This window comes from Streptomyces sp. NRRL S-37 (assembly GCF_000721605.1).
Taxonomy (GTDB): domain Bacteria; phylum Actinomycetota; class Actinomycetes; order Streptomycetales; family Streptomycetaceae; genus Streptomyces.
The window spans coordinates 270,324-294,353 of the sequence record NZ_JOIZ01000003.1 but is presented as its reverse complement, the minus strand read 5'-3'; the positions used below and the strand labels follow the sequence as shown (position 1 = coordinate 294,353).

General features: G+C 71.0%; 16 protein-coding genes. 7 read left to right on the top strand and 9 right to left on the bottom strand.

Annotated elements, in window-relative coordinates; translation table 11 throughout:
* Positions 1-24: 24 nt before the first annotated feature.
* Both IH50_RS0105385 and IH50_RS0105380 read left to right on the top strand, forming a co-directional pair.
* Positions 25-687, top strand: a complete 663-nt coding sequence (locus tag IH50_RS0105385) for a helix-turn-helix transcriptional regulator (RefSeq protein ID WP_004923664.1) — start codon at positions 25-27, stop codon at positions 685-687.
* Positions 688-830: 143 nt separating this feature from the next.
* On the top strand, positions 831-2,120 hold the full coding sequence (locus IH50_RS0105380) for a ribonuclease D (RefSeq protein ID WP_030857811.1): 1,290 nt from the start codon (positions 831-833) through the stop codon (positions 2,118-2,120).
* An 89-nt stretch (positions 2,121-2,209) separates the two neighbouring features.
* Here the strand turns inward: IH50_RS0105380 and IH50_RS0105375 are convergent, their stop codons facing one another.
* The 3 genes from IH50_RS0105375 to IH50_RS0105365 are packed head-to-tail and all read right to left on the bottom strand — an operon-like array spanning position 2,210 to position 5,306.
* A complete protein-coding gene (locus tag IH50_RS0105375; protein WP_030857809.1) occupies positions 2,210-3,040 on the bottom strand; it encodes a carbohydrate ABC transporter permease in 831 nt (276 codons plus the stop codon).
* A complete protein-coding gene (locus IH50_RS0105370; protein ID WP_030857807.1) occupies positions 3,037-3,990 on the bottom strand; it encodes a carbohydrate ABC transporter permease in 954 nt (317 codons plus the stop codon). The genes IH50_RS0105375 and IH50_RS0105370 overlap by 4 nt, the downstream gene beginning before the upstream one ends.
* Positions 3,990-5,306: an ABC transporter substrate-binding protein gene (locus IH50_RS0105365; RefSeq protein ID WP_030857805.1), complete on the bottom strand. Its 1,317-nt coding sequence runs from the start codon at positions 5,304-5,306 to the stop codon at positions 3,990-3,992. Before IH50_RS0105365 ends, IH50_RS0105370 begins: the two co-directional genes overlap by 1 nt.
* Before the next feature lie 151 nt (positions 5,307-5,457).
* On the opposite strand from IH50_RS0105365, the gene IH50_RS0105360 reads away from it, so the two are divergent.
* The 4 genes from IH50_RS0105360 (at position 5,458) to IH50_RS0105345 (ending at position 12,509) form a co-directional block, all read left to right on the top strand.
* Positions 5,458-7,851, top strand: a complete 2,394-nt coding sequence (locus IH50_RS0105360) for a glycoside hydrolase family 2 protein (protein ID WP_030857797.1) — start codon at positions 5,458-5,460, stop codon at positions 7,849-7,851.
* Positions 7,848-8,882, top strand: coding sequence for a LacI family DNA-binding transcriptional regulator (locus IH50_RS0105355; RefSeq protein WP_030857791.1), 1,035 nt, complete (start codon positions 7,848-7,850; stop codon positions 8,880-8,882). Before IH50_RS0105360 ends, IH50_RS0105355 begins: the two co-directional genes overlap by 4 nt.
* 280 nt (positions 8,883-9,162) lie before the next feature.
* Positions 9,163-10,380, top strand: coding sequence for a thiolase family protein (locus IH50_RS0105350; protein WP_030857782.1), 1,218 nt, complete (start codon positions 9,163-9,165; stop codon positions 10,378-10,380).
* The gene (locus IH50_RS0105345; RefSeq protein ID WP_030857777.1) at positions 10,377-12,509 is read left to right on the top strand and encodes a 3-hydroxyacyl-CoA dehydrogenase NAD-binding domain-containing protein; all 2,133 of its coding nucleotides are present in this window, start codon (positions 10,377-10,379) and stop codon (positions 12,507-12,509) included. The genes IH50_RS0105350 and IH50_RS0105345 overlap by 4 nt, the downstream gene beginning before the upstream one ends.
* A gap of 81 nt (positions 12,510-12,590) precedes the next feature.
* Here IH50_RS0105345 and IH50_RS0105340 read toward each other — a convergent pair whose 3' ends face one another.
* From IH50_RS0105340 to IH50_RS0105320, 5 genes are read right to left on the bottom strand one after another with little or no spacing between them, the layout of a single operon-like run.
* Complete coding sequence (locus IH50_RS0105340) at positions 12,591-13,985, bottom strand: GDSL-type esterase/lipase family protein (RefSeq protein ID WP_030857775.1); 1,395 nt, start codon at positions 13,983-13,985, stop codon at positions 12,591-12,593.
* Positions 13,986-13,998: 13 nt separating this feature from the next.
* Positions 13,999-16,095, bottom strand: a complete 2,097-nt coding sequence (locus IH50_RS0105335) for a glycosyltransferase family 4 protein (protein ID WP_030857773.1) — start codon at positions 16,093-16,095, stop codon at positions 13,999-14,001.
* Positions 16,092-17,852, bottom strand: coding sequence for a stealth family protein (locus IH50_RS0105330; protein ID WP_030857771.1), 1,761 nt, complete (start codon positions 17,850-17,852; stop codon positions 16,092-16,094). The genes IH50_RS0105335 and IH50_RS0105330 overlap by 4 nt, the downstream gene beginning before the upstream one ends.
* Positions 17,849-19,471: a sugar phosphotransferase gene (locus IH50_RS0105325; RefSeq protein WP_030857769.1), complete on the bottom strand. Its 1,623-nt coding sequence runs from the start codon at positions 19,469-19,471 to the stop codon at positions 17,849-17,851. Before IH50_RS0105325 ends, IH50_RS0105330 begins: the two co-directional genes overlap by 4 nt.
* A 15-nt stretch (positions 19,472-19,486) precedes the next feature.
* Positions 19,487-21,142 (bottom strand): stealth family protein, encoded by a 1,656-nt coding sequence (locus IH50_RS0105320; protein ID WP_030857767.1) that lies wholly within the window; start codon positions 21,140-21,142, stop codon positions 19,487-19,489.
* Positions 21,143-21,560: 418 nt separating this feature from the next.
* Here IH50_RS0105320 and IH50_RS0105315 point away from each other — a divergent pair, with 418 nt between their 5' ends.
* Positions 21,561-22,682 (top strand): LCP family protein, encoded by a 1,122-nt coding sequence (locus IH50_RS0105315; RefSeq protein ID WP_030857765.1) that lies wholly within the window; start codon positions 21,561-21,563, stop codon positions 22,680-22,682.
* Positions 22,683-22,775: 93 nt separating this feature from the next.
* Here IH50_RS0105315 and IH50_RS0105310 read toward each other — a convergent pair whose 3' ends face one another.
* A complete protein-coding gene (locus IH50_RS0105310; RefSeq protein WP_030857763.1) occupies positions 22,776-23,894 on the bottom strand; it encodes a hypothetical protein in 1,119 nt (372 codons plus the stop codon).
* Between the last annotated feature and the right edge of the window lie 136 nt (positions 23,895-24,030).

The following is a 24,030-nucleotide window of genomic DNA, read 5'->3' as shown; positions in this document are numbered from 1 at the left end:
CCCGTCCCGCACCCAGGAGGCCTGGTGTCCGTTCTCCTCGAGCAGCCCGCAAGCCTGGTCGCCTACCGCCCGAACAAGCCGACCGCCATGGTGGTCGTGGCCGACCCACGCGTCCGTTCCACCGTCACCCGCCATCTGTGGGCACTCGGTGTACGCGATGTCATCGAGGCCTCGTCCGTCGCGGAGGCTCGTCCCCGCATCGGCAACCCCCGCGACATCTGCGTCGCCGAAGTCCATCTGCCGGATGGTTCCGGCCTCACCCTCCTCTCCGAGACCCGCGCGGCCGGCTGGCCCAACGGCCTCGCCCTCTCCGCCGCCGACGACATCGGCGCCGTACGCAACGCGCTGGCCGGCGGAGTGAAGGGGTACGTCGTCACCGGCACCCGCACCAACCTCGGGCTCCCCACCCGCCCCGGTGCCGCCCCCATCGGCGCCGCCGCCGCCCGCCTGCACCGCCGCCCCCCGGGTGCCCCGAGCCACCCGGGCGGCTACCGGGAACTGTCCGGCCGCGAGGTCGAGGTGCTGCGACTGGTGGCGGAGGGCCAGTCCAACAAGGCGATCGGCGTCTCCATGGGCCTGTCGGCGCTGACCGTCAAGAGCCACCTCGCCCGCATCGCCCGCAAGCTCGGCACGGGCGACCGCGCCGGCATGGTGGCGGTGGCCCTGCGCACCGGCATCATCCACTGACCGCTCCCACCCGCCCCGTGCCGCCCCGCCCACGGGCTCACGCACCCGATCCCTCACCCTCCTGACCGGAATACGACCCACCGGCGCCCGTCACGGAACACGACCGTCGACGGGCGCCTTCCCGGCACGGATACCCTTGACAGGTGACCGACGCCCACGACACCGCAGCAGACCGTTCACTGCGCACCACCGGAGGCGCCCCTCCGGACGACGGCGGATCTTCTGCTACGGAGGCGCCGATCCCCTTGCTCGAACCGCGCGAGGGCATTCCGCCCGTGATCGCGGACGAGGCCGCCCTCGCCGAGGCCGTCGCCGCCTTCGCCGCGGGCAGCGGCCCCGTCGCCGTGGACGCCGAGCGCGCCTCCGGCTACCGCTACGGCCAGCGCGCCTACCTCGTCCAGCTGCGCCGCGAGGGTGCCGGGACCGCGCTGATCGACCCCGTCGCCTGCCCCGACCTGTCCGGGCTCGGCGAGGCGCTGTCCGGCGTCGAATGGGTGCTGCACGCCGCCACCCAGGACCTGCCCTGCCTCCGCGAGATAGGCATGGTGCCCACCCGCCTCTTCGACACCGAGCTGGCCGGACGCCTCGCCGGGTTCCCCCGCGTCGGACTCGGCGCGATGGTCGAGAACGTGCTCGGCTTCGTCCTGGAGAAGGGCCACTCCGCCGTCGACTGGTCCACCCGCCCGCTGCCCGAGCCCTGGCTGCGCTACGCCGCCCTCGACGTCGAGCTCCTGGTCGACCTGCGCGACGCGCTGGAGAAGGAGCTGGACCGGCAGGGCAAGCTGGACTGGGCCCGGCAGGAGTTCGACGCGATCGCCTCGGCCCCGCCGCCCGAGCCCCGCAAGGACCCCTGGCGGCGCACCTCCGGCATGCACAAGGTGCGCCGGCGCCGGCAGATGGCCGTCGTACGGGAGCTGTGGCAGACCCGCGACCGGATCGCGCAGCGCCGGGACGTCTCCCCGGGCAAGGTGCTCTCGGACGCGGCGATCGTGGAGGCCGCGCTCGCCCTCCCGGCCAACCTCCACGCCCTCGCCGCGCTCAACGGGTTCGGGCAGCGCGTGGGACGGCGCCAGCTCGAGCAGTGGCAGGCGGCCGTCGACCGGGCGAAGGCGCTGAGCGAGGCGCAACTGCCCCAGCCCGGCCAGCCGGTGACCGGCCCCCCGCCGCCGCGCGCGTGGGCCGACAAGGACCCGGCGGCGGCGGCACGGCTGTCCGCGGCGCGGGCGGGGGTCAGCGCGCTGGCCGAGCGGCTGAACATGCCGCCGGAGAACCTGATCACGCCGGACACGGTGCGCAGGGTCTGCTGGGAGCCGCCGAAGGCCGTCAGTGCCGAGACGGTCGCCTCGGCACTGACGGGACACGGGGCGCGTGCGTGGCAGGTCGAGCAGGTCACGCCGGTGCTGGTCGCCGCGCTGGCCTCGGCGGGTGCCTAGGCGCCGTACGGCGGGTGCCCCGTCGCCGTACGGCGGGTTTCGTCGTACGGCGGGCGCGGGCCGTACGCGGCTGGTCGCGCCCCTGAGGCTTACTTCGTCGCCCCCCTCATGAACCCGTTGTAGATGAAGCGCTGGAGGAAGAGGAAGACCAGCAGGGTGGGGAGGATGACCAGGACCGCGCCCGCCGAGATGGTCTCCCAGTGCGCGCCGAAGGGGCCCTTGAAGCGGAACAGGGACGTCGAGATCACGCCAAGATCCTCGGAGGGCATGTAGAGGAAGGGGATGTAGAAGTCGTTGTAGACGTTGATCCCCTTCACGATCACCACCGTCGCGATGGCCGGTTTGAGCAGCGGGAGGATCACCTTGCGGTAGACCGTGAAGGCGCCCGCGCCGTCCAGCCGGGCCGCCTCGTCCAGGGAGATCGGAATGGAGCGGATGAACTGCAGGAAGATGTAGATCGACACGATGTCCGTGCCCATGTAGAGCGCGATCGGCGCCCACAGGCTGTCGAACATGCCGAAGCTGTCCACGATCTGGAAGGTCGCCACCTGGGTGGTCACCCCGGGGACCAGCGCGGCGAGCAGGAACAGGGCGACGACCGATTTCCTGAAGCGGAAGTGGAAGCGGTCGATCGCGTACGCGGTCATCGAGCCGATGAGGATGGTGCCGCCGACGGCGACGACGAGGATGACCGCCGTGTTGCCGAACGCGGACAGCATCTGCCCGTCCCGGAACGCGGTCACGTAGTTGTCGAGGTTCAGCGGGTCGTCGGGCAGGGCGAGCGCCCCGCTGCCGTCCGCCATCTCCCCGGACGACTTCAGCGAGGTCAGGAAGACCACGGTGAGCGGCAGCAGCACGACGAGCGTGGCGAGGACCAGCGACAGGTACACGAGGGCGCGGGCCACGGTGCGGCGGGTCATACGAGGTCCACCTTCTCGTCGGGGACGACGCGCCGCTGCACCCAGGTGACCGCCAGGACGATCAGCAGCAGGACGACGGCGGCGGCCGAGGCGAGGCCCGTCTTGTTGAACTGGAAGGCCAGCTTCACGGTCTGGATCACGAAGGTCTCGGTGCCGGTGGCGCCGCCGGTCATGATGTACGGGATCTCGAAGACCGAGAGCGAGCCGGAGACGGAGAGGATCACGCTCAGGCTCAGGACGGGCTTGATGCCGGGCGCGATGATGTACCGGAACTGGTGCCAGCGGCCGGCTCCGTCGATCTCGGCCGCCTCGTACAGCTCGCCCGGGATGGACTGGATGGCGCCGAGGAAGAGGACGAAGTTCAGGCCCAGGTGGCGCCAGACGGAGACGCCGGCGAGCGAGGTGTTCGCGGAGAACGGCGTGCCCAGCCAGGCGTGGTCGGTCCCGACGCCGAGCAGGCTCAGTACGGAGTCGAGGGTGCCGCCGTCCTGGAAGAAGTAGAGGAAGACGAAGCCGATCGCCACCCCGTTGATCAGGTACGGGAAGAACAGCACGCCCTTGAAGAAGTTCCGGAAGCGGACGTCGAAGCTGAGGACCGTGGCGAAGTAGAGGGCGAGGACGATCTGCACCACGGAGGCGGCGAGGTAGTAGCCGCTGACGAAGAAGACCTCGAACAGCTCGGAGCGGGTGAGGAGTTCGGTGTAGTTCCCGGTGCCGGTCCAGTTCAGCTCCGGGCTGACGCCGTCCCAGTCGGTGAAGCTGTACGCGAGCATGTTGGCGATCGGCGCGTAGGTGAAGGTCAGCAGCAGGGCCAGCGGGGCGAGCAGGAAGAGCCACGGGGTGAGGCGGCGGGTCAGCCGGGTGCGGCGCGGGGCGGGCGCGGCCCGCTTCGGTCCGGCGGGCGTGGCCGGGACTGCCGGCCACGCCGCCTTGCGGGTGGTGTCCGTCATCAGGACCCCAGGGAGTTCCGCGCCTCGGCCCACCGTTCGCCGAGGTCGCCGAGGAAGTCGTCGAGGCCGCCCTCGCGGGCGCCGCGGGCGAGGTCGACGAGTTCCTGGCGGTAGTCGGGCTTGTAGATGCCGACCTCGGACTGGTTGTCGATGGACTTCACCTCGGCGCCCTTGCTGTCGTCGAGGTCGATGAGCTTGACGCCCTTCTCCTCGTACGGCTTGAGGATGTCGGGCAGGGGTGCGTCCTTCAGCGGGGACAGGGCGAGGTTGGCCGCCGCGTAGCCGGACTCGTCGGTGAACCAGTCGATCCAGGCGCGGGCGGCTTCCTTGTGGTCGGAGTGGACGTTGACGGCCTGCTGGTAGTCCGGGGAGGTCACCGCGCAGAAGGCGCCGTCCTTCTGCGCGGGGAAGGGCATGAAGCCGATGTCGGCGGGGTCGGTGCCGGCCTGCTCCGCGGCGTCCCGCATCTGGACGACGGCCCAGGAGCCGAGCCACATGGTGGCGATCTCCCCCTTGGCCAGCTTGGGTTTGGAGCCTTCCCAGTTGGTGGTGGTCGGGTCCTTCTCCGCGAGTCCGCCGCTGACGATGTCGTGGAGCAGGGTGTCGCCCACGCGCAGGTCGGCGCCCTCGGCCCAGGGGTCGCCCTCGGCGAGTTTCGTGGTGGCGTTCGTGTCGCAGCCGACGGAGCCGTTGACGTTGGTCCACTGGGTCAGCGGCCACATGTCCTTGAAGTTGGTGTAGTACGGCACCGCGTCGGTCCTCGACCTGATCGCCTTCAGGTCGTCGAGGAACTCGGCGGGGGTGGTGGGCCAGTCGGTGACGCCGGCCTCGCTCCACACCTTCTTGTTGTAGACGAAGCCGGGGACGACACCGATCGGGCTCTGGCCGTAGACCTTGCCGTCGACGGTGGAGTAGTCGGTGAAGCGGTACGTGGCGGCGCGTTCGGCCCGGGTGCCGAGGGAGGCGAAGAACTTCGGGTAGTCCTTCTTCTCGATGACCGCCGGGATCATGAGGACGTCGCCGTAGTTCTCCGTGTTCATGCGGATCTTGACCTCGCCCTCGTAGTCGGTGAGGCCGTCGAACTCGACCTTCACCCCGGGGTAGGTCTTGTTGAACTCGGCCGCGTACTTCTCCATCGTCCCGTCCTGCACCAGGTCGGTCCGGTGGGTGAGGACCGTGATGGAGCCTTCGGCCTTCGACGGGTCGTCGGGCGCCTCGGCGCCCGCGCCCTCGGCGGAGCCCCCCGAGCCCGTGCAGGCGGAGGCCAGCAGGGCGAGGAGGGCGATCGATCCGGCAAGTGCGGTGCGGCGGTACATGTGCATCAGCTCCGTTCACGGGGCGGACGAGCACGAGTGGGTTGGCTGGTTCGGCACTCTGACAGCCCCTCACTGAACCGGTAAAGTCTCTATCACGCCAACGATGCCAAAACGTTGCCCGGACATGGCTGGACCGGTTTAGGGAGTGTGCATGCGTCAGGTCACACCGCTCACCGAGGGATGGACCCTGCGACACCCGGACGGCACGGGGGAGGCGCTCCCCGCCTCGGTGCCGGGGTGCGTGCACACCGATCTGCTGGCGGCCGGGCTGATCCCCGACCCGTTCCTCGGCCGGAGCGAGACCGAGGTGGCGTGGGTGGGCCGGCGGGAGTGGACGTACGAGACGGAACTGACCGCCGAAGCGGGCGCGCACGAACGGACGGACCTGGTCTTCGACGGTCTCGACACCGTCGCCGAGGTCCTGCTCGACGGCCGGACACTGGGCCGGACGCGGAACATGCACCGCTCGTACCGCTTCGACGTGACGGGGCTGAGCGGGCGGCTCACCGTGCGGTTCGCGTCCGCCTACACCGAGGCCGAGGCGGTGCGCGGCGCGCTGGGCGAGCGGCCGGGAGCGTACGCCGAGCCGTACCAGTACCTGCGCAAGATGGCCTGCTCGTTCGGCTGGGACTGGGGGCCGACGCTGGTGACGGCCGGGATCTGGCGGCCGGTACGGCTGGAGCACTGGTCGACGGCGCGGATCGCCCGGGTGCGCCCGCTGGTGACCGTCGAGGACGGCACGGGGCAGGTCGAGCTGGCGGTCGACGTGGAGCGTTCCCGGGGCGGGGCACCGCTCACCGTGGAGGCGAGCGTCGGCGGCGTACGCGCCCGCGCGGAGCTCGACGGGACACGGGGGGCCGTACGGCTGCGGGTGCCGGACGTACGGCTGTGGTGGCCCCGGGGGTACGGCGAACAACCGCTGTACGACGTCGAGTTGACGCTGCTGCACGGTGAGGAAGCGCTGGACTCGTGGCGGCGGCGGATCGGGTTCCGGACGGTGGGGCTGGACACCTCGGCCGATGAGCACGGCACCGGGTTCACCCTGGTCGTCAACGGGGAGCGGCTGTTCGCGCGGGGCGTCAACTGGATCCCGGACGACGTCTTCCCGTCCCGGATCACCCGTGAGCGCTACCGGCGGCGGCTGGAACAGGCGGCCGGCGCGGGCGTGGACCTGGTGCGCGTCTGGGGCGGCGGGATCTACGAGAGCGAGGACTTCTACGACGCCTGCGACGAGCTGGGGCTGCTGGTCTGGCAGGACTTCCCGTTCGCGTGCGCCGCCTACCCCGAGGAGCAGCCGCTGCGCGGGGAGGTGGAGGCGGAGGCGCGGGAGAACGTCGTACGGCTGATGCCGCACCCCTCGCTGGTGCTGTGGAACGGCAACAACGAGAACCTGTGGGGGTTCCGGGACTGGGACTGGGAGCCGGGGCTGGCCGGGGACTCCTGGGGCGAGGGGTACTACCTGGGCGTACTGCCCAGGGTCGTCGCCGAGTTGGACCCCACACGGCCGTACACGGCGGGCAGCCCCTGGTCCGGTTCCTGGCGGCACCACCCCAACGACCCGGCGCACGGCACGCACCACTCCTGGGAGGTGTGGAACCGTACCGACTACGCCGACTACCGGCTCCATGTGCCGCGTTTCGTGGCCGAGTTCGGCTGGCAGGCGCCGCCCGCGTACGCCACGCTGCGCCGGGCGCTGCCCGGGGAGGAGCTCGCGCCGGACTCCCCCGGCATGCTGCACCACCAGAAGGCGGACGACGGCAACGGCAAGCTGGAGCGCGGGCTGGCCCGCCATTTCGCCGTTCCGGAGGGCGACTTCGACCGCTGGCACTATCTGACGCAGGTCAACCAGGCGCGTGCGATCGCCGCCGGGGTCGAACACTGGCGCTCGCACTGGCCGGTGTGCGCGGGCACGGTGGTGTGGCAGCTCAACGACTGCTGGCCGGTGACGTCCTGGGCCGCGATCGACGGGGACGGGCGGGAGAAGCCGCTCTACCACGAGCTGCGGCGGCTGTACGCGGACCGGCTGCTGACCGTGCGCGCGGACGTGGACGGGGGCGGCGGTGGTCTGGTGGTGGCGGCGGTCAACCAGTCCGCCGGGGACTGGCACGGCACGCTGTGGCTGCGCCGGATGTCCGTGGACGGCACGGTGCTCGGGGAGGCGGGCCCGGCGCTGGCCGCCGGGGGGCGGACGGTGGCGGTGACCGAGGTCCCGGCCGGCCTGGTCCCGGCCGGCCCGAAGGAGTTCCTGGTCGCCGACGCGGACGGCCTGCGGGCCGCGTACTTCCCGGTGCCGGACCGGGAGATCCCGTACCCGCGGCCCGAGTTCGAGGTGGCGCTCGCGCCCGGCGGGATCACGGTCACGGCCCGCACCCTCGTACGGGACCTGCTGCTCCAGGCCGACCGGCTGGACCCGGACGCGGTGGCCGACCGGGGGCTGGTGACCCTGCTGCCCGGAGAAGAGGTGACCATCGGGGTGCGGGGCTGGAAGACTCCGGACCCGGACACCGCCCGCCGCGCCCTGTACTGCGTGGAGCCCCCTCGATGACGGCAACGCCGGCCCCCCGCGTCACCATCAAGGACGTCGCCGCGCGCGCCGGTGTGTCCAAGGGGGCCGTGTCCCTCGCCTTCAACCGGAAACCCGGCCTGTCGGAGGCAACCCGCGAGCGGATCTTCCGGGCGGCGCGGGAACTGGGCTGGGCGCCGAGTCCGACCGCGCGCACGCTGGCCGGGTCGCGGGTGGACGTGGTGGGGCTCGCGGTGTGCCGGCCCGCCCGGCTGCTCGGCCTGGAGCCGTTCTACATGGAGTTCATCTCGGGGGTGGAGAGCGTCCTGGTCGAACGGTCCTGCTCGCTGCTGCTGCGGCTGGTGCGCAGCCCGGACGAGGAGGTCGGGCTGATGGAGTCGTGGTGGAGGGGCCGGCAGATCGGCGGATCGATCCTGGTGGACTTCCGGGCCGACGACCCCCGCCCGGCGGTGGCCGGGCGGCTCGGGCTGCCGACGGTGGCCGTCGGGCACCCGTCGCTGACCGGCGGGCTGACCTCCGTATGGACGGACGACGCCACGGCCGTGACCGAGGCGGTGCGGTATCTGGCGGCGCTCGGGCACCGGCGGATCGCCCGGGTGGGCGGCGCGGCGGCGCTCGGGCACACCGCGATCCGTACGACCGCGTTCGACGAGGCGGTCGGGGCGCTGGAGCCGCCCGCGCGGGCGTGGCAGGTGGCGACGGACTTCTCCGGGGACGCGGGCGCGCGGGCGACCCGCTCGCTGCTGGCCGCCGCGCCGGGCGACCGGCCGACGGCGATCGTGTACGACAACGACATCATGGCGGTGGCGGGGCTGTCGGTGGCGGCGGAGATGGGGCTGCGGGTGCCGGACGACGTGTCGCTGCTGGCGTGGGACGACTCGCAGCTGTGCCGGCTGACGCATCCGACGCTGTCGGCGATGAGCCATGATGTGCACGGGTTCGGGGCGGAGGTGGCGCGCACGCTGTTCGGCGTCATCACCGGCGAGGGGCCGGGCTCCCACCCGGTACCGACCCCGGTCCTGACACCTCGGGGGTCCACGGCACCGCCGTGAGGGGTTCTCGCCCCCGCCGCCCTTACCCGTCCCCTCCCGGGGGCGCTGCCCCCGGACCCTCGCTCCTCGAACGCCGGAGGGGCTGGAAGTCAGCCCCTCCGGCGTTCGAGGAGCGGGGTCTGGGGCGGAGCCCCAGGTTCGGGACGGGAAGGGGCGGCGGGGGCGAGGCAAACGTGTGATGTTCGCCGCTCCGGCCGACGGGACTGTGCAGTCACGTTACCCACAAGTAGCATGTCCCGTAAGCAAGCGCTCAGCGTCCCGCACCTGGAGGAGAGCCATCGTGCCTCGTACCGTCAGGGACGTCGTCTTCGTCGACGGCGTCCGTACCCCGTTCGGCAAGGCGGGCCCGAAGGGCATCTACCACGAGACCCGGGCCGACGACCTCGTGGTGAAGGCGATCCGGGAGCTGCTGCGCCGCAACCCCGGTCTCGACCCGAAGAAGATCGACGAGGTCGCCATCGCCGCGACCACGCAGATCGGCGACCAGGGCCTGACCATCGGCCGCACGGCCGGCATCCTCGCGGGCCTGCCCACCTCGGTCCCGGGCTACTCCATCGACCGCATGTGCGCCGGCGCCCTGACCGCCGTCACCACGGTGGCCGGCTCCGTCGCCTTCGGCGCGTACGACGTCGCCATCGCGGGCGGCGTCGAGCACATGGGCCGCCACCCGATGGGCGAGGGCGTGGACCCCAACCCCCGCTTCGTCTCCGAGAAGCTGGTCGACGAGTCCGCCCTCTTCATGGGCATGACCGCCGAGAACCTGCACGACCGCTACCCGCACATCACCAAGCTGCGCGCCGACGAGTACGCGGTCCGCTCCCAGGAGAAGGCCGCCAAGGCGTACGCCAACGGCAAGATCCAGGCCGACCTGGTCCCGGTCTCCGTACGCCGCACCAACGAAGAGGCCGGTGAGACGGGCTGGGGTCTGGTCACCGCCGACGAGCCGATGCGTCCCGGCACCACCCTGGAGAACCTCTCCGGCCTGAAGACCCCGTTCCGCGTCCACGGCCGGGTCACCGCCGGCAACGCGGCCGGTCTGAACGACGGCGCCACCGCCTCCCTCATCGCGAGCGAGGACTTCGCCCGCGAGAACGGCCTCCCGGTCAAGATGCGCCTGGTCTCCTACTCCTTCGCGGGTGTGGAGCCCGAGGTCATGGGCTACGGCCCGATCCCGGCCACGGAGAAGGCGCTGGCCCAGGCCGGCCTGTCCATCTCCGACATCGGCCTGTTCGAGATCAACGAGGCCTTCGCCGTCCAGGTCCTCGCCTTCCTGGACCACTACGGCATCGCCGACGACGACGAGCGCGTCAACCAGTACGGCGGCGCCATCGCGTTCGGTCACCCGCTGGCCTCCTCCGGCGTCCGCCTGATGACGCAGCTGGCCCGCCAGTTCGAGGAGCAGCCGCACGTCCGCTACGGCCTGACCACCATGTGCGTCGGCTTCGGCATGGGCGCGACGGTCATCTGGGAGAACCCGCACTTCGAGGGGGACAAGTGAGCACCACCACCGCAGAGCTGCTGAAGGGTGCGGCCGAGCTGTTCCCCGGCGAGGTCGTCACGCAGGCGCACGTACGCCACTTCGACCTGCCTCTGGGCGCGGGCCGTTTCGCGCTGATCACGCTGGACAACGGTCACGACCACACCAAGCCGACCACCCTCGGCCCGCAGTCGCTGGCGAACATCGACGCCGCGATCGACCAGGTCGAGAAGGAGGCCGCGGACGGCGACATCGTCGGCGTCGGCGTCACCGGCAAGCCGTTCATCTTCGCGGTCGGCGCCGACCTCAAGGGCGTCGAACTGCTGAAGCGTCACGAGGACGCGCTGGCCATCGGCAAGGGCGGCCACGACGTCTTCAAGCGGCTGTCGAAGCTGGCCGTGCCGACGTTCGCGTACTACAACGGCGCGGCGATGGGCGGCGGCGTCGAGATCGGCCTGCACTGCTCGTACCGGACGGTGTCGGCGGCCCTGCCCGCCTTCTCGCTCCCCGAGGTCTTCCTCGGCCTGGTGCCCGGCTGGGGCGGCTGCACGCTGCTGCCGAACCTGATCGGCGCCGAGAAGGCCGTCTCGGTCATCATCGAGAACAGCCTCAACCAGAACAAGCAGCTCAAGGGCGCTCAGGTCCACGAACTCGGCATCGCGGACGCGATCTTCGAGGGCGCGGACTTCCTGGAGCAGTCGCTGATCTGGACGGCGGCCGTCCTCAAGGGCGAGATCGTCGTCGAGCGTCCGGTGATCGACCGCGGTGAGGCCTGGGACCAGGCCGTCGCGCGCGGCCGGTTCATCGCCGACTCCAAGGTGCACGGCGCCGCCCCGGCCGCCTACCGTGCCCTGGACATCATCGCCGCCGCCAAGGACGGCGACCTCCAGAAGGGCTACGACGCCGAGGACCAGGCGCTCGCCGACCTCATCATGGGCGGCGAACTGCGCTCCGGCATCTACGCCTTCAACCTGGTGCAGAAGCGCGGCAAGCGCCCGGCCGGCGCCCCGGACAAGTCGCTGGCCCGCCCGGTCACCAAGGTGGGCGTGGTCGGCGCCGGCCTGATGGCCTCCCAGCTCGCGCTGCTCTTCCTGCGCCGCCTGGAGGTGCCGGTCGTCCTGACCGACATCGACCAGGAGCGCGTCGACAAGGGTGTGGGCTACGTCCACGCCGAGATCGACAAGCTGCTCGGCAAGGGCCGGATCAACCAGGACAAGGCCAACCGCCTCAAGGCGCTGGTCTCCGGCGTCCTGGACAAGGCCGAGGGCTTCGCGGACGCGGACTTCGTCATCGAGGCCGTGTTCGAGGAGATGGGCGTCAAGCAGAAGGTGTTCGCCGAGGTCGAGGCGGTCGCCCCGGCGCACGCGATCCTCGCCACCAACACCTCCTCCCTCTCCGTGACGGAGATGGCGTCGAAGCTGAAGCACCCCGAGCGGGTCGTCGGCTTCCACTTCTTCAACCCGGTTGCGGTCCTGCCGCTGCTGGAGATCGTCCGCGGCGAGAAGACCGACGAGGCCTCGCTGGCCACGGCGTTCGGCGTCGCCAAGAAGCTGAAGAAGACCGCGGTGCTGGTCAAGGACGCCCCGGCGTTCGTGGTCAACCGCATCCTGACCCGCTTCATGGGCGAGATCCAGAACGTCATCGACGAGGGCACACCGGTCGAGGTCGCGGAGAAGGCGGTGGAGCCGCTCGGCCTGCCGATGTCCCCGCTGGTCCTCCTCGAACTGGTCGGCCCGGCGATCGGCCTGCACGTCTCGGAGACCCTCAACCGGGCCTTCCCGGACCGCTTCACGGTCTCCCCGAACCTCGCGGCCGTCGTCAAGGCCGGTAAGCGCGGCTTCTACGTCTACGACAGCGGCAAGCCCGAGCTGGACCCGGAGGTCGCCGCGCTGCTGAAGCAGGGCGACACCGTCCTCACCGAGGAGCAGGTCCGCGCCCGCGTCCTGGACGCGGTGGCCCAGGAGATCGGCCTGATGCTCGACGAGGGCGTCGTCGCCGAGGCCCAGGACATCGACCTCTGCCTGATCACCGGCGCCGGCTGGCCCTTCCACCTGGGCGGCATCACGCCGTACCTGGACCGCGAGGGCGTCTCCGAGCGGGTGAACGGGAAGCGGTTCCTGGAGGCGGGGGTGGCTTCGGTTCCGGCGTAGCGCCGACCGCACCACGCGCCGATGGGCCGTACCGGACTCCTCCGGTACGGCCCATCGGGCGTTCGGCGCGGTACCCGGCGCCTACCAGTCGCCGGTGAAGGGACGGTGCTCACACACATCACCGCACGCGTGGCGCGAGGCGCCGAAGGAGCGGATGGGGCTGTTCTCCGGAACACCGACGACCTTGAACGTCGTGCTGGCCGGCGCCGACTCCGTCGCCCCGAAGAGGGCGATCGCCTGCACGGTGTGGGTGCCGGGACGCCAGGGATGACCGTGCCGGAACCCCCATTCGCCCTTCTCGTCGACACCGGTCGCCCCGATGAGCAGACCGTGTTCCATCAGTACGACCTTCGTGGCGCCGGGCTGGACCTTTCCGGAGAAACGGGGCCGGGGTCCGCAGAACGCTCCTTCCGAGGGCACCGAGATCACAGGCGGCAGCACCTCCGTCCGCACGGTGAACCGGCGCTCCAGTACCGGTGAGCAGCCGTCGCCGCGCAGTCCGACGCACTGGACGACGTGCTCCCCCGCCGTCCAGTTGACGGAACGGCGCCAGATCCACTGGCCGGCGCCGCCGACCTGGGTGCCGCCGATGTACTGGCCCTGTTCGAAGAACAGGATGTAGTCGGTGCCGGGCGCCGCGGTTCCGGAGAACTTCACCATGGGACCGGCCAGCGCGCCCGCCGCCGGCTTGGACACGGCGGGAGGCTCGCCGACCGGCTGCGCGTAGTGCAGCGCCGACTCGGGTGACTGGATGGTGAACTCGGTGGAGACGGGCGGCAGGGTCGGTGGCGTCATGAGCGTGGTGACGTCCACGTCCGCCTTGTCTAGGACGCCGAGGTTGCACAGTTCGGACACGACGACGCGGGCCACCTGGGAGGCGCCGGCGTGGTTCAAGTGGGAGGAGTCGATCTGCCCGTCCGGGTGGAGGGGGTGCTCCCCCGCATCGACCCAGGAGAAATACTGACGCAGGCGGGTCGGGCCGATCTGGGCCCACAGTTCCATGGTGCGGCCGGTCAGGTCGATCACCGGGGCGCCCAGTTCGGCGGCGACCTCCAGCATGGCCCGCGGGTACTCCCCCCGCGTGTTCAGCACCTCGCCGGTGGCCGAGAAGGCGTAGCGCGCGCAGGGGGTCACCAGGACCGGCACGCCTCCCTCCGCGTGGATGTACTGCACGAAGAGCCGGAGCAGCTCCTGGTACTCGGGCACGGGCACGTAGCGCATACCGTTGTGGATCATGTGGTCGACACCGCCGAAGCCGATGAGCACGATGTCGCCGCGCTTCATCCGGTTGAGCATCGCCGGGAAGCGTTCGGTGAAGTACTTCCGTGTGGTCATGGCGCTTCGGGCGTAGTTGGCCACGGCGACCGGCCCCACCAGAAGGTCCTCGATCTTCTGTCCCCAGCCCGCCATCGGGGCTTCTTCGTCCGTCCGCGGAGCGGGTACGGAGTCCCCGAGGACGAAGATGGTTCGGTTCACTGATTTCCCATTCCTAGCGGTCGACCACGTTCATGGCCATGGCTCCCGAAGCCGAGCAGTAGGGCCGCACCCACACCGGACGGACCGGGTGGACGACGGCGTACTCCGACGTCTCGTCCCCGACGAGCGGCAGGGACGGGTAGGCGTAGGCGCCCTTGACGTCGGGGAAGTCCTCCAGCAGGTGGCACACGCGCACCTTGTGCCGGTCCAGCGGGTCCGGCTGCAGCCACCAGTCCCAGTCCTCCCAGCGCTCCAGCCGGTGGTCGACGACCCGGCGCACCGGCACCTCGGCACGGAACGCCTGCCGGCCGAGCACCTGCACGGGCACCGTGAAGTTCTTGCCGTACCGGCCGCGGCGGCTGACGACGAACAGCGCTCCCGGCTCGATCCGCCGGCCCCCGCACAGCACGCCCCGCAGGGTGATGGCCCCGTCGCCGATCTCCACTCCAGTGCACTCGGCGTGCTCCTCTCGCAGCACCGTGCGCAGCATCAGCCGGCCGTTGGGCTGGGCGTAGGGCAGGTTCCAGGTGATCGGCCCGGCCGGCGGGCGGCCGACGAGGCGTCCGCGCGCGTCGATGAGCGCCCGTGTGTCGCGGAGACCGGCCTTCATATGGACGTGCGCCGACTTGGGTGAGCGCATCGTCACCTGCCAGCGTCCGTCGCCGAGTTCGTCCAGTGACGCGGGGCTGAGCGCGGCGGTGTAGCGGGTACCTCCGTTGTCCAGGTGCGCGCGGGAGGTGCGCAACGGAAGGTCGGGCCTCCGGTTGCCGTCCGAGGACTTGTGGCGCAGCACGTACTGCCAGCGGTGGCGGCCCTCCCCCGGGCCGTCGGTGCTGAAGTGCAGCCAGCCCGCGCCGTCGGCGGTGACGTTCACCGTCGCCGCGCCGAGGACGGTCGGCGGCACGGTGGTCTGGACGGCCGCGGTCTTGCGCGGACCGGCCGGTGCGCGGTAACCGCGGACGGCGGCGGCCCGGCGGCGGGCTGCGTCCTCGAACAGCTTCACGTAGCGGTCCGCCACGGCGGCCGGGTCGTAGCGGGCCGCGTTGCGCAGCGCGGCCTCGCCCATGGCGCGGCGCAGCGGCTCGTCGGCCATGAGGCGGCGCAGCCCCCAGGTGATCCCCTCGACCTCGCCGTTGGGCACCAGGAAGCCGTCCTCGCCGTCGCGGAGGATTTCCCGGGGGCCCACGGGGCAGTCGGTGGAGACCACGGGCAGTCCGCAGCGCATCGCCTCGACCAGGGTCATGCCGAAGGACTCGGCGCTGGAGGTGACGGCCGCGATGGATCCCTTGGCCCACTCGGACTCGATCGGCGAGAAACCGCCCATGAGCAGCGCGCGGCCGTTCAGCCCGAGTTCGGTGACCAGCGCCCGCAGCTTGCCGGCCTCGCCGCCGTCACCGTAGATGCGCAACTGCCAGTCGGGGAACTCCTCGGCCAGGCCGGCGAAGGCGCGGATCAGCAGGTCGTACCGCTTGATGCGGTGCATGCGGCCGGCGCTGACCACGATCTTGCGGGTACAGTCGGAGGGTTCCACGGTCGGCTGCGGCACGCTGTTCGGGATGCCGACCACGGAGATGCCGGGGATCGGGGTGTTCTCCATGAAGGAGCGTGCGTCGGCCTCGGTGACCGTCGTGATCGCGTCCAGCCGCGGGTAGACCCTGGCCATCTCGGCGCGCACGGCCGGCGGGATGGCCAGGTGGGTCATGTGCTCCTGTGCGACGCGCAGGGCGCCGTCCCTGGTGTGGGCGGCGACGAAGAGGTTGAGGCTGGGCCGGGTGCCGACGACCACGTCGGCGTCGGTCTTCTTCAGCTCCCGGATGATGCGCTCGTCGGTGAACCGGCTGTACTGGGCGTAGAACTCCTCCTGGCGGGGAACCACCTCGCTCGGTTCCTTGCTGCCCGCGGCGCCGCGGTCGGACGACCCGGGACGCAGGTCGACGAGGGCCCGGACCGTGATGCGCGGGGATATCTCGAACTTGGTGGTGTTCGCACGCCGGAAGACGGAGACGATCTCCACGTCGTGGTGGACGGAGAGGGCCTCGGCGAGGTTGATGACGGTTCTGTTGGTACCGCCGATGCCGTAGATGTTGTTGATGAGGAAGGAGATCTTCACCGGACCTCGCGCTCCTTCCGCTCGAAGGGACTGGGCACCGGGTAGTAGGACTCGAGGAACGCGCCGAGCATCGCCGTCTGACGGTCGGTGTCGTTGCCGTCGGAGAGGGTGTCGTTGATACAGAACGCCTGCCGGTCGCGACGGGCCAGCAGGATGCCCAGCCGGCGCTGGATCTCGGGCTTGGCGAGGTCGAGGTAGGCGAACTTGATGTCGGCCGGCACGGCCCGGCCGGTGAAGTAGGCGTAGTAGTGGTACAGCGAGGAGGGGATGGAGATGTCGGTGGGGCTGCGGAAGCGGCTGTGCGAGGTCTGCCAGTGCGCTTCCCGGTACTCGTGCTCGATCTCCTGCAGCACACTGCGGCGCAGGGCGTAGGGCGCGTGCCGGAGCTTCTGGACGATGACCGTGCCGAAGTTCTCCAGGAGCAGCCGCCGGTTGTTCTTCCCGGCGGCGTCGACCGGCCGGTCCACGGGGCTGGAGTCCCAGCGGGGCACCTGGGACGGCGAGAAGAAGGTCCGGGTCATGCCGTTGGACAGGAAAAAGTCCTGGGGTGTGACGGGGCGGCCGAGGAACATGTCGTCGTTGAGGTAGAGGAAGTGCTCCGCCAGGCCCTTGATGTGGTGCAGGCGGCTCTCGATGGCGTGCGAGTTGAAGGTGGGCAGCGCGGCCGGGTCGGCGAAGATCTCGGAGTGGTCGACGACGGTCAGGCGCGGATGGCTGTCGTTGAGCCAGGCCGGACGCTGCCGGTCCGTCACCAGGTAGACATGGCGCACCCAGGGGGCGTTCTGTTCCAGGGCCCGCAGGGAGTAGCGCAGTTCGTCGCGGCTGATGTACCGGGCCGCGTTCGCCGACTCGGTGTGGTAGCCGCCTCCGTAGACGCCGCGTCGCTGCTGCCAGGCGGGGTCGTTGCCGTCGACCCAGGTGTAGACGACATCGACGGGGAAGCGGACGTCCTCGGGCAGGGGGTCGGCGCACGCCTGGAGGGTGCGCACCGAGCGGGTGCGGCGAGTGTGCAGGGCGGCGAAGCCGGTCAGCCGGCTGACCGGCACGGTGACGCGGGCCTCGTACGGTGACACGTCCTCCGTGACACGGTTGGGGCGCGGCGCCACGAGGCGTCCGTCCTCCGGTCGCCAGAACTCGATGTCGCAGCTGTGTTCCAGGCCGAGTACGAGCGTGCCGGTGGGATCGCTCCACACCATGCCGATCTGCAGTACGGCCGCGTGCCGGGCCAGTTGCCGACCGGGGCGCGAGCCCGCCAGCACCGCCCTGCCCTGTGGCGTCTCCCCACGGCAGGCCCGCAGATACACGGGGCTGTGCCCGGCACAGCGTTCCAGCGCCCTGCCGACCCGGTCGCGATCGGCCTCGGACACGGCGAGGCAGGAACGGAAGTCGGAGGCTCCGCGGATCGCGAAGTAGTCGATGCCCGCCTCCTCCAGGGCGGTCACGACCAGTTCGAGGTTGGCCTCCCGCAGACCCAGCGGTGAGACGGTGGGCCGGACGAGGGCGATCCGGTCTCCGTGTCCGGCCAGTGCGGCAAGCCGCTCGCCCTCACCGAAGAGATGTGGCCAGCGGCGGCGGGCCCGGATGCCGCGGAACAGCCGGGGTACCAGGGAAAGCACGTGCAGTCGGCGGAGCACGTGCTTGAGCACCATGCGCAGCCGCAGGGGGACACGGCGTGCGATACGGCGTCTGAGGCCGGCCGGGACCAGGCTGCGGTAAGCCCCGACCGCGGCGGACGCCTCGGGGTTGCCTGTACTCACGAGTGGTTGTCCGGATCTGTGGAGGTCCCCGGGCGGTCGTGCTCGAAGACGCTGGGAACGGGGAAGTACTGGTGCAGAAAGCGCACGACGGCCTTGGTTCCACCGCCGGTTCGCGCTTCCTCGGTGCCCAGTCCGAAGAACTGCAGCTGTTGCAGGTCCCGGCGGACGAGCAGCCGCTCCAGGCGGGTGCCGATGCCGGGCAGCGCCGCGTGCAGCGCCACCGATGCCTCCCCCGACGGGTCGGCGAGGCCGGCGACGTACCCGAAGTGGTGGACCATGCCGTCCATCGGGTGGGTCCCCGGGACGGCGGGCAGCAACTGGTCGTCCGCGACAGGCAGCGGGTGCGCCCCCGTCTCCGCGAGCCGGGTGAGGGTGTCGGACCGGTAGGGCTGGGGGCCCGGGGCGTAGCCGTGTCCGGTGAGGCGGCCCGTGGCGGAGTAGCCGGCACGGACCCACTCGGCGAAGGACTCTGCCGCGTTCCACGGACCGCGCCGCGGACGGGTTCCGCCGCTGGGCGTGAAGTAGTCGAAAGGACGTACCGGGCGGCCGATCAGTGCCCCGGGACGCAGCAGGAGGAAGTGTTCGGCCACGTCGGGGAGCTGGTCCAGCTGCCACTCGGCGCCGGGCCGGGCACGGACGACGCTGAGCCGTTCGTCCGCCTTCAGCCAGGCGGGCGGCTCCGCCTGGGCGACGACGTGCACGACGTCGACCCACGGCGCGTACTGGTGCAGGGACCGCAGGGCGGCGCGCAGCAGCTCCTCTCCCCATGGCTTGGGGTGTTGCCACAGGAGCACCGCGTCCACGGGGAAGGTGATCTCCTCCAGCCGTACGACGTCGAAGTTCTCCAGGGTGATCGTCGGCTCCAGGTCACCGTCGATGTCGCAGTAGCCGGACAGCCGGTCGAGGCCGATCTCGATGCCGGGTGCTTCGGCGGGTACCGCGCGCTGGACCCGGTTGGGGCGTGGGCCGATGAGCCGTTCGTGGGGCAGGTCGGTGTTGGTGGTCCAGAACTCGATCTCGATGCCCTGGTCCTCGCCGAGCCACAGGTGTTCCGTGGGATCGGTGCGCAGCCAGGTCAGGCGGATCACCCTGGCCTTGCCGTAGTTCTTCCATGCCCTGATGTGGCTGCCCGGGATCTCGCGGGTGTCGCCCGCGGACGGGGAGACGGAGACGACGTAGCCGGTGTGTTCCTCCAGCAGCGCGCGCAGCACCCGGCGCACCGTGCCCTTGTCCCGCTGTTCCACGGCGATGCAGAGCCGGCGGTCGTCCAGGGCGGGCACGGCGAACCAGGGGACCTCGGCCGTGTCGAGCGCGTGGGTGACCAGGTCGTGGTCGAGCCGGCGGGCGAGGTCGACGGTGAGGCCGGTGTGCACGTGGGCGACCCTGCCGTCGGGTGCCTGCGTACGGCGTTCGGACTGTCCGAGCCCCGCTCGGCGCACGCGCCGCAGGGCCTTGCGGTGCAGTCGGGCCTCGCGGCGGCTCAGGGTGCGTGCGAGGCCGCCCTTGACCTTGCGCCGCACGCCCGCCGGGAGCGTGGTCGCTGCCGCCGAGCGCACCGGCTGGGGGACGAACCGCCGGTAGACGTGGGCCGCGGAGCTCATCGACGTCGGATGGGACACGTCATGAACTCCGTCTCATCGTTCGAAAGGACTGGGGGTGGGGAAGTAGGAGGTGAAGAAGTCGTCCAGCAGTTCCTGCTGCGCCTCGATGTCCTCGGGGGTCGAGAAGGCGTCGTTGAGACAGAAGGTGTCCTGGTCCCGGCCGTCGAGCAGCCGTTGCAGTCGGTCCGCCAGGTCCGGCACGGCCAGCTGGAGGTAGGTGAAGGGCATGGATCCCGGCTGTGCCCGTCCGGTCAGCGCCGCGTAGTACAGCGCGAACGACGAGGTGGGCGACAGGTCGGTCATGGCCCGGAATCTGCTGGCCGAGGTGCGCGCCCATGCCTCGGGGAACTCGAGTTCGGCCTCCTCCATCGCCGAGCGGCGCAGGGCGTAGGGGATGTGTTCCATGGGCTGGGTGATCACCTTGCCGAAACGTTTACTCAGAAGGGCCCGGTTGTTCTTGCACGCCGCGTCCACCGGCGTGTCGGTCTCGGCGACCGGACCCTGCGGGATGCGGTTGCGCGAGGGGAAGTAGCGGGCCGTTCCGTTCGGAGTGAAGAAGGCGTGCGGGGCCACCGGGCGACCCATGAACATGTCGTCGTTGAAGTACAGGAAGTGTTCGGCGAGCCCCTCGATGTGGTGGAGCTGGCTCTCGATCGAGTGCGAGTTGAAGGTCGGCAGATCCTCCGGGTCGCGGAAGATCTCCCGGTGGGTGGCGATACGGATCCCGGGCACGTCCTCGCGCATCCAGGCGGGGACCTGGTCGTCGGTGACCACGTAGATGTTCCGGATCCACGGCGCGAACATGTGGATGGACCGTACCGAGTAGCGCAGTTCGTCCCGGCTGATGAAGCGGGCGTCACTCGCCGACTCCGCGTGGTAGGCCTCACCCTTGGCCCGGGCCTTGCGCTCCGCCCAGACGGGGTCGTTGCCGTCGACCCAGGTGTAGACGGCGTCGACCGCGAAGGCGATGTCGTCCGCGCAGTTCACCAGGAACTCGGGCCGGGTGGGCAGTGCGGGCGCGAGGTGCCCCGGGGTCCAGTCCGAGACGAACCGGCTGAACAGCCGGGCGGCGCCCATGACGTTCCCGCCGTCGGCCGCCACCGCCCAGGTCGCCCGGTTGGCCCGGGGAGCGACGAGGTGCGTGCCGTGCCGCTGCCAGAACTCGATGGCACAGCCGTACTCGTGCTGGAGCAGCAGGTGCCGGCCCGGGTCGGTGCGGTACCAGCTGATCTGGAGCACACGCGCGTTGGCGACCTCTCGCCAGGCCCGGGGGTCGCGTGAGGAAACCGGCTTGGCGGGCCGGGGCGCGTCCGGGTCCACGACGGACAGATGGCCCGGGAACTGGCCCAGCCCGCGGAACACGGCCTGCAGCACGCGTTCCCGGTCCTCCTCGGCGACGCCGAGGACCGTGCCGTGGTCGACCGTGCCCCGGACGGCGAAGTGGGGGACGCCGACCGCGGTCAGCAGAGCGGAGAGCGCCGAGCGGTTGGCCTCGCGGGCCGCCAGCGGCGTCAGCCCCGGCTCGACGTAGACGTCGCCGTGCTCGGCCGTGAACGTCGTGGGCGCGGTCGCGGCGGCACGCCGCGGTCCGGCACCACCGTCCCGCCGCGAACCGTCCGGCCTGGCCGTTCGCTGGGCGGGGAAGTCAGATACGGTCGTCACGCCACTGCCCCTCACGGGACGACGCATGCAGCGGCACAGTCACCCACCCTCTCCTCACCCGGGACATGCCGCAGTGAGCACTGGTGGCCGTGAGCCCTCGTGCCCCCCGGCTCGATTCACGACCACATCCGGCACCGGCACACCGGCCGGCGCGGTTCATACCGTTGATTCAACCTTCACAGGACCGCCACAGTGTCACCAATGGTCCTGATAGCTGTCAACAGCAATCACTTATGACAGAAAATACACGGCTCCCTGACATGGGCCTGAACGTCGGACATCGGGTAGATGTCCAGGCCTGCCATCCGACTCGTCCGGCAATCGGTCTATAGTTCGGAAACGCTTCGGCGGCCATCGCCACGGCGGGGCCCGGCCTCTCCCCCCACGCGTGCCCTGCATCCCATGTCCGGACAGCGAGCCGGCAGACGAGAGAGGACCGAGGTCCATGACGCACGCCCCGACGGAGACGACGAGCCCCCGCCGGTCCAGACGTGCGCCCTCCGGCCGGCGGCCGACCTCGGGCCGGCGGCCGGTCCGGCCACCGCGACGCCGCCGCGTCTGGCGCTGGATCGCGCTGAGCCTGGTGCTGCTCGTCCTGGCCGCGGGGGGTGTCGGCTACTGGCTGTACAGCGACCTCAACGGCAACATCAAGGGCGTCGACATCAACGAAGCGATCGGCGACGACCGGCCCGAGAAGCTGCCGACCTCCGGGCAGAACATCCTGGTCCTGGGCTCCGACTCCCGCTCCGGGGACAACGCCGAACTGAAGACCGGCAAGGTCTCCGGCGCCCGCTCGGACACCGCGCTGGTGATGCACATACCGGAGGGCCGCACGGAGGCCGTCGCGGTCAGCATCCCCCGCGACACTCTCGTGACCCGGCCCGCCTGCTCGAAGCAGGACGGCTCCGAGGTGGCATCGGCCGAGCGTGTGATGTTCAACTCCATCTACTCGCAGGTCGGTCCGGCCTGCGTGGTCAAGACGGTGGAACAGATGTCGGGGATCCGCATGGACCACTACATGGAGATCGACTTCGCCGGCTTCAAGGATCTGGTGGACGCGATCGGCGGGGTGACCGTCACCGTCGAGGAGCCCATCAAGGACACCTCCAGCGGTTTGGACCTGGCCGCCGGGACGCACAAGCTGAACGGCACCGATTCACTGGCCTTCGTACGCACCCGGCACGGCGTCGGGGACGGCAGCGACCTCGGCCGCATCGGTCTCCAGCAGCAGTTCATGCTCGCGCTGCTGAGCGAGATCAAGCGCCAGGACCTGTTCGGCAGTCCCGCCAAGACCTACAAGATCGCCGACCAGCTCACCTCGGCGCTCACCACCGACTCCGAGCTGGCCTCCCTCACCAAACTCGCCGAGTTCGGCCGCAGCCTCAACGGCGTCGACCCGTCCTCCATGGAGACCATCATGCTGCCGGTGGCCTACGACACCCAGGACCCCAACCGGGTAGTGGCGGCCCAGCCGCAGGCGGACGACCTGTGGCAGGCGCTGCGCAAGGACGAGGACATCCCGGAGTCGGCCAAGAAGTCTCCCGCCACGGGCGGCGGCACTTCCTGAACCACCGGCCCTCACGGCACCAGGGGCCTCGACGCACGGATGTCCGGCAGGGCAGGAGCCGGGCTCCCCTCCTGCCGGACATCCATGCGTACGTCAGACACTCACCGCCGGATCGAGCGACAGGCCCGGACCCGCACCCTGCCGGGCGACGCGCGGCGCCCCGTCCGGGCCGATCACCGCGAGCACGACCCGGCCGCGGCCGTCCAGAGCCAGCGCCGGAGCTCCCACACCGAATTCACCAGTGGGCGACCACCACAGGCCCGCCCCCTCGTTCTCGGTACCGCACACAGCGAGCATGACCTGCCCGTCGAGTCCCCGGTGCGCCAGCACCGTGCAGTCGTACCCGTCGAGCACCACGCGCAGCACCGCGATCCGGTCACCGGTCGACGCGCCGCCGAGCGGGACCACCCAGCCGCCGGGGCGGTGGGCGAGGAGCTGCCCTGTCTCCTCGTCGGCCCAGTAGTACGTCGCCCGGTCCGGCGCCGTCTCCAGCAGGGCGAGGGTGCCGGGCGTCACCCGCAGCGCGATCTTCGGTTCCTGGGTCAGGTCACCGTCGGCCGCCGACTGGCACCACCTCATGGCGTGCGCCCGGTTGCCCGCGAGCACCTCGATGCGGCCGGAAGCATGGGCGACCGCCGCGAAACCGTCCCGCACACCACTGCCCTTGAGGTCCGCCCAGGGCTCCCACTTGCCGCTCGCCGCCTCCCTGCGGAGCATCAGTCCACCGCCCGCATTGGGTACGAGGACGTGCACCCGGCCGCTCGCGCTCACCGCGGCCACCGGTACCCCGAGCCGGGCGGCCCGCTCCCGGTCCTTGTGCGGATTGCCCAGCGACCGCCACTCGGTGACCGGGCGGGCGGTCTGGTACTGGATGGCGTGGACGATGTCGACGGCGGGCGGGCCGTCGCCCCCACGGGCACGCCGGCCCAGGAAGTGGACATAGGTGTCCGCGCCCTGCGTCACCGACAGATGGGTGAGACCCGGGACGGCGACGAACTCCGGCTCCGACCAGTGCGGGCCGCCGGGCCTGGTCTCCGTCCAGCGCAGCAGCCCGGCGCGGGTGCGGGCGTAGGCGGTGAGCCTGCCGTCCTTGCCGAGAACGAGCCAGCGACCGTCGAGGGTCTCCTCGGCGGCGTGTCGCTCACTCACGGCGCCGATGCCCCGGTCGGCCGAACTGCCGCGGGCCGTGCCGCGCCCGGATTTGGTCCGCATGACGTGACCTGCCCCTCCTGCCGCTGGATGCGACTGACCTGCCGTCCTCCCGAGCAGCTGTTCTACGCGGAGGCTGAGCGCAGACCATCATAGATCGAACATTTGACGACCATGATGTGACAACCACTGCACGGAT

Bases quoted from the DNA above. Each gene is read 5' to 3' on its own strand.
- IH50_RS0105375 (WP_030857809.1), bottom strand. From the start codon at position 3,040: ATGACCCGCCGCACCGTGGCCCGCGCCCTCGTGTACCTGTCGCTGGTC.
- IH50_RS0105370 (WP_030857807.1), bottom strand. From the start codon at position 3,990: ATGACGGACACCACCCGCAAGGCGGCGTGGCCGGCAGTCCCGGCCACG.
- IH50_RS0105365 (WP_030857805.1), bottom strand. From the start codon at position 5,306: ATGTACCGCCGCACCGCACTTGCCGGATCGATCGCCCTCCTCGCCCTG.
- IH50_RS0105360 (WP_030857797.1), top strand. From the start codon at position 5,458: ATGCGTCAGGTCACACCGCTCACCGAGGGATGGACCCTGCGACACCCG.
- IH50_RS0105355 (WP_030857791.1), top strand. From the start codon at position 7,848: ATGACGGCAACGCCGGCCCCCCGCGTCACCATCAAGGACGTCGCCGCG.
- IH50_RS0105320 (WP_030857767.1), bottom strand. From the start codon at position 21,142: ATGCGTCGTCCCGTGAGGGGCAGTGGCGTGACGACCGTATCTGACTTC.
- IH50_RS0105315 (WP_030857765.1), top strand. From the start codon at position 21,561: ATGACGCACGCCCCGACGGAGACGACGAGCCCCCGCCGGTCCAGACGT.
- IH50_RS0105310 (WP_030857763.1), bottom strand. From the start codon at position 23,894: ATGCGGACCAAATCCGGGCGCGGCACGGCCCGCGGCAGTTCGGCCGAC.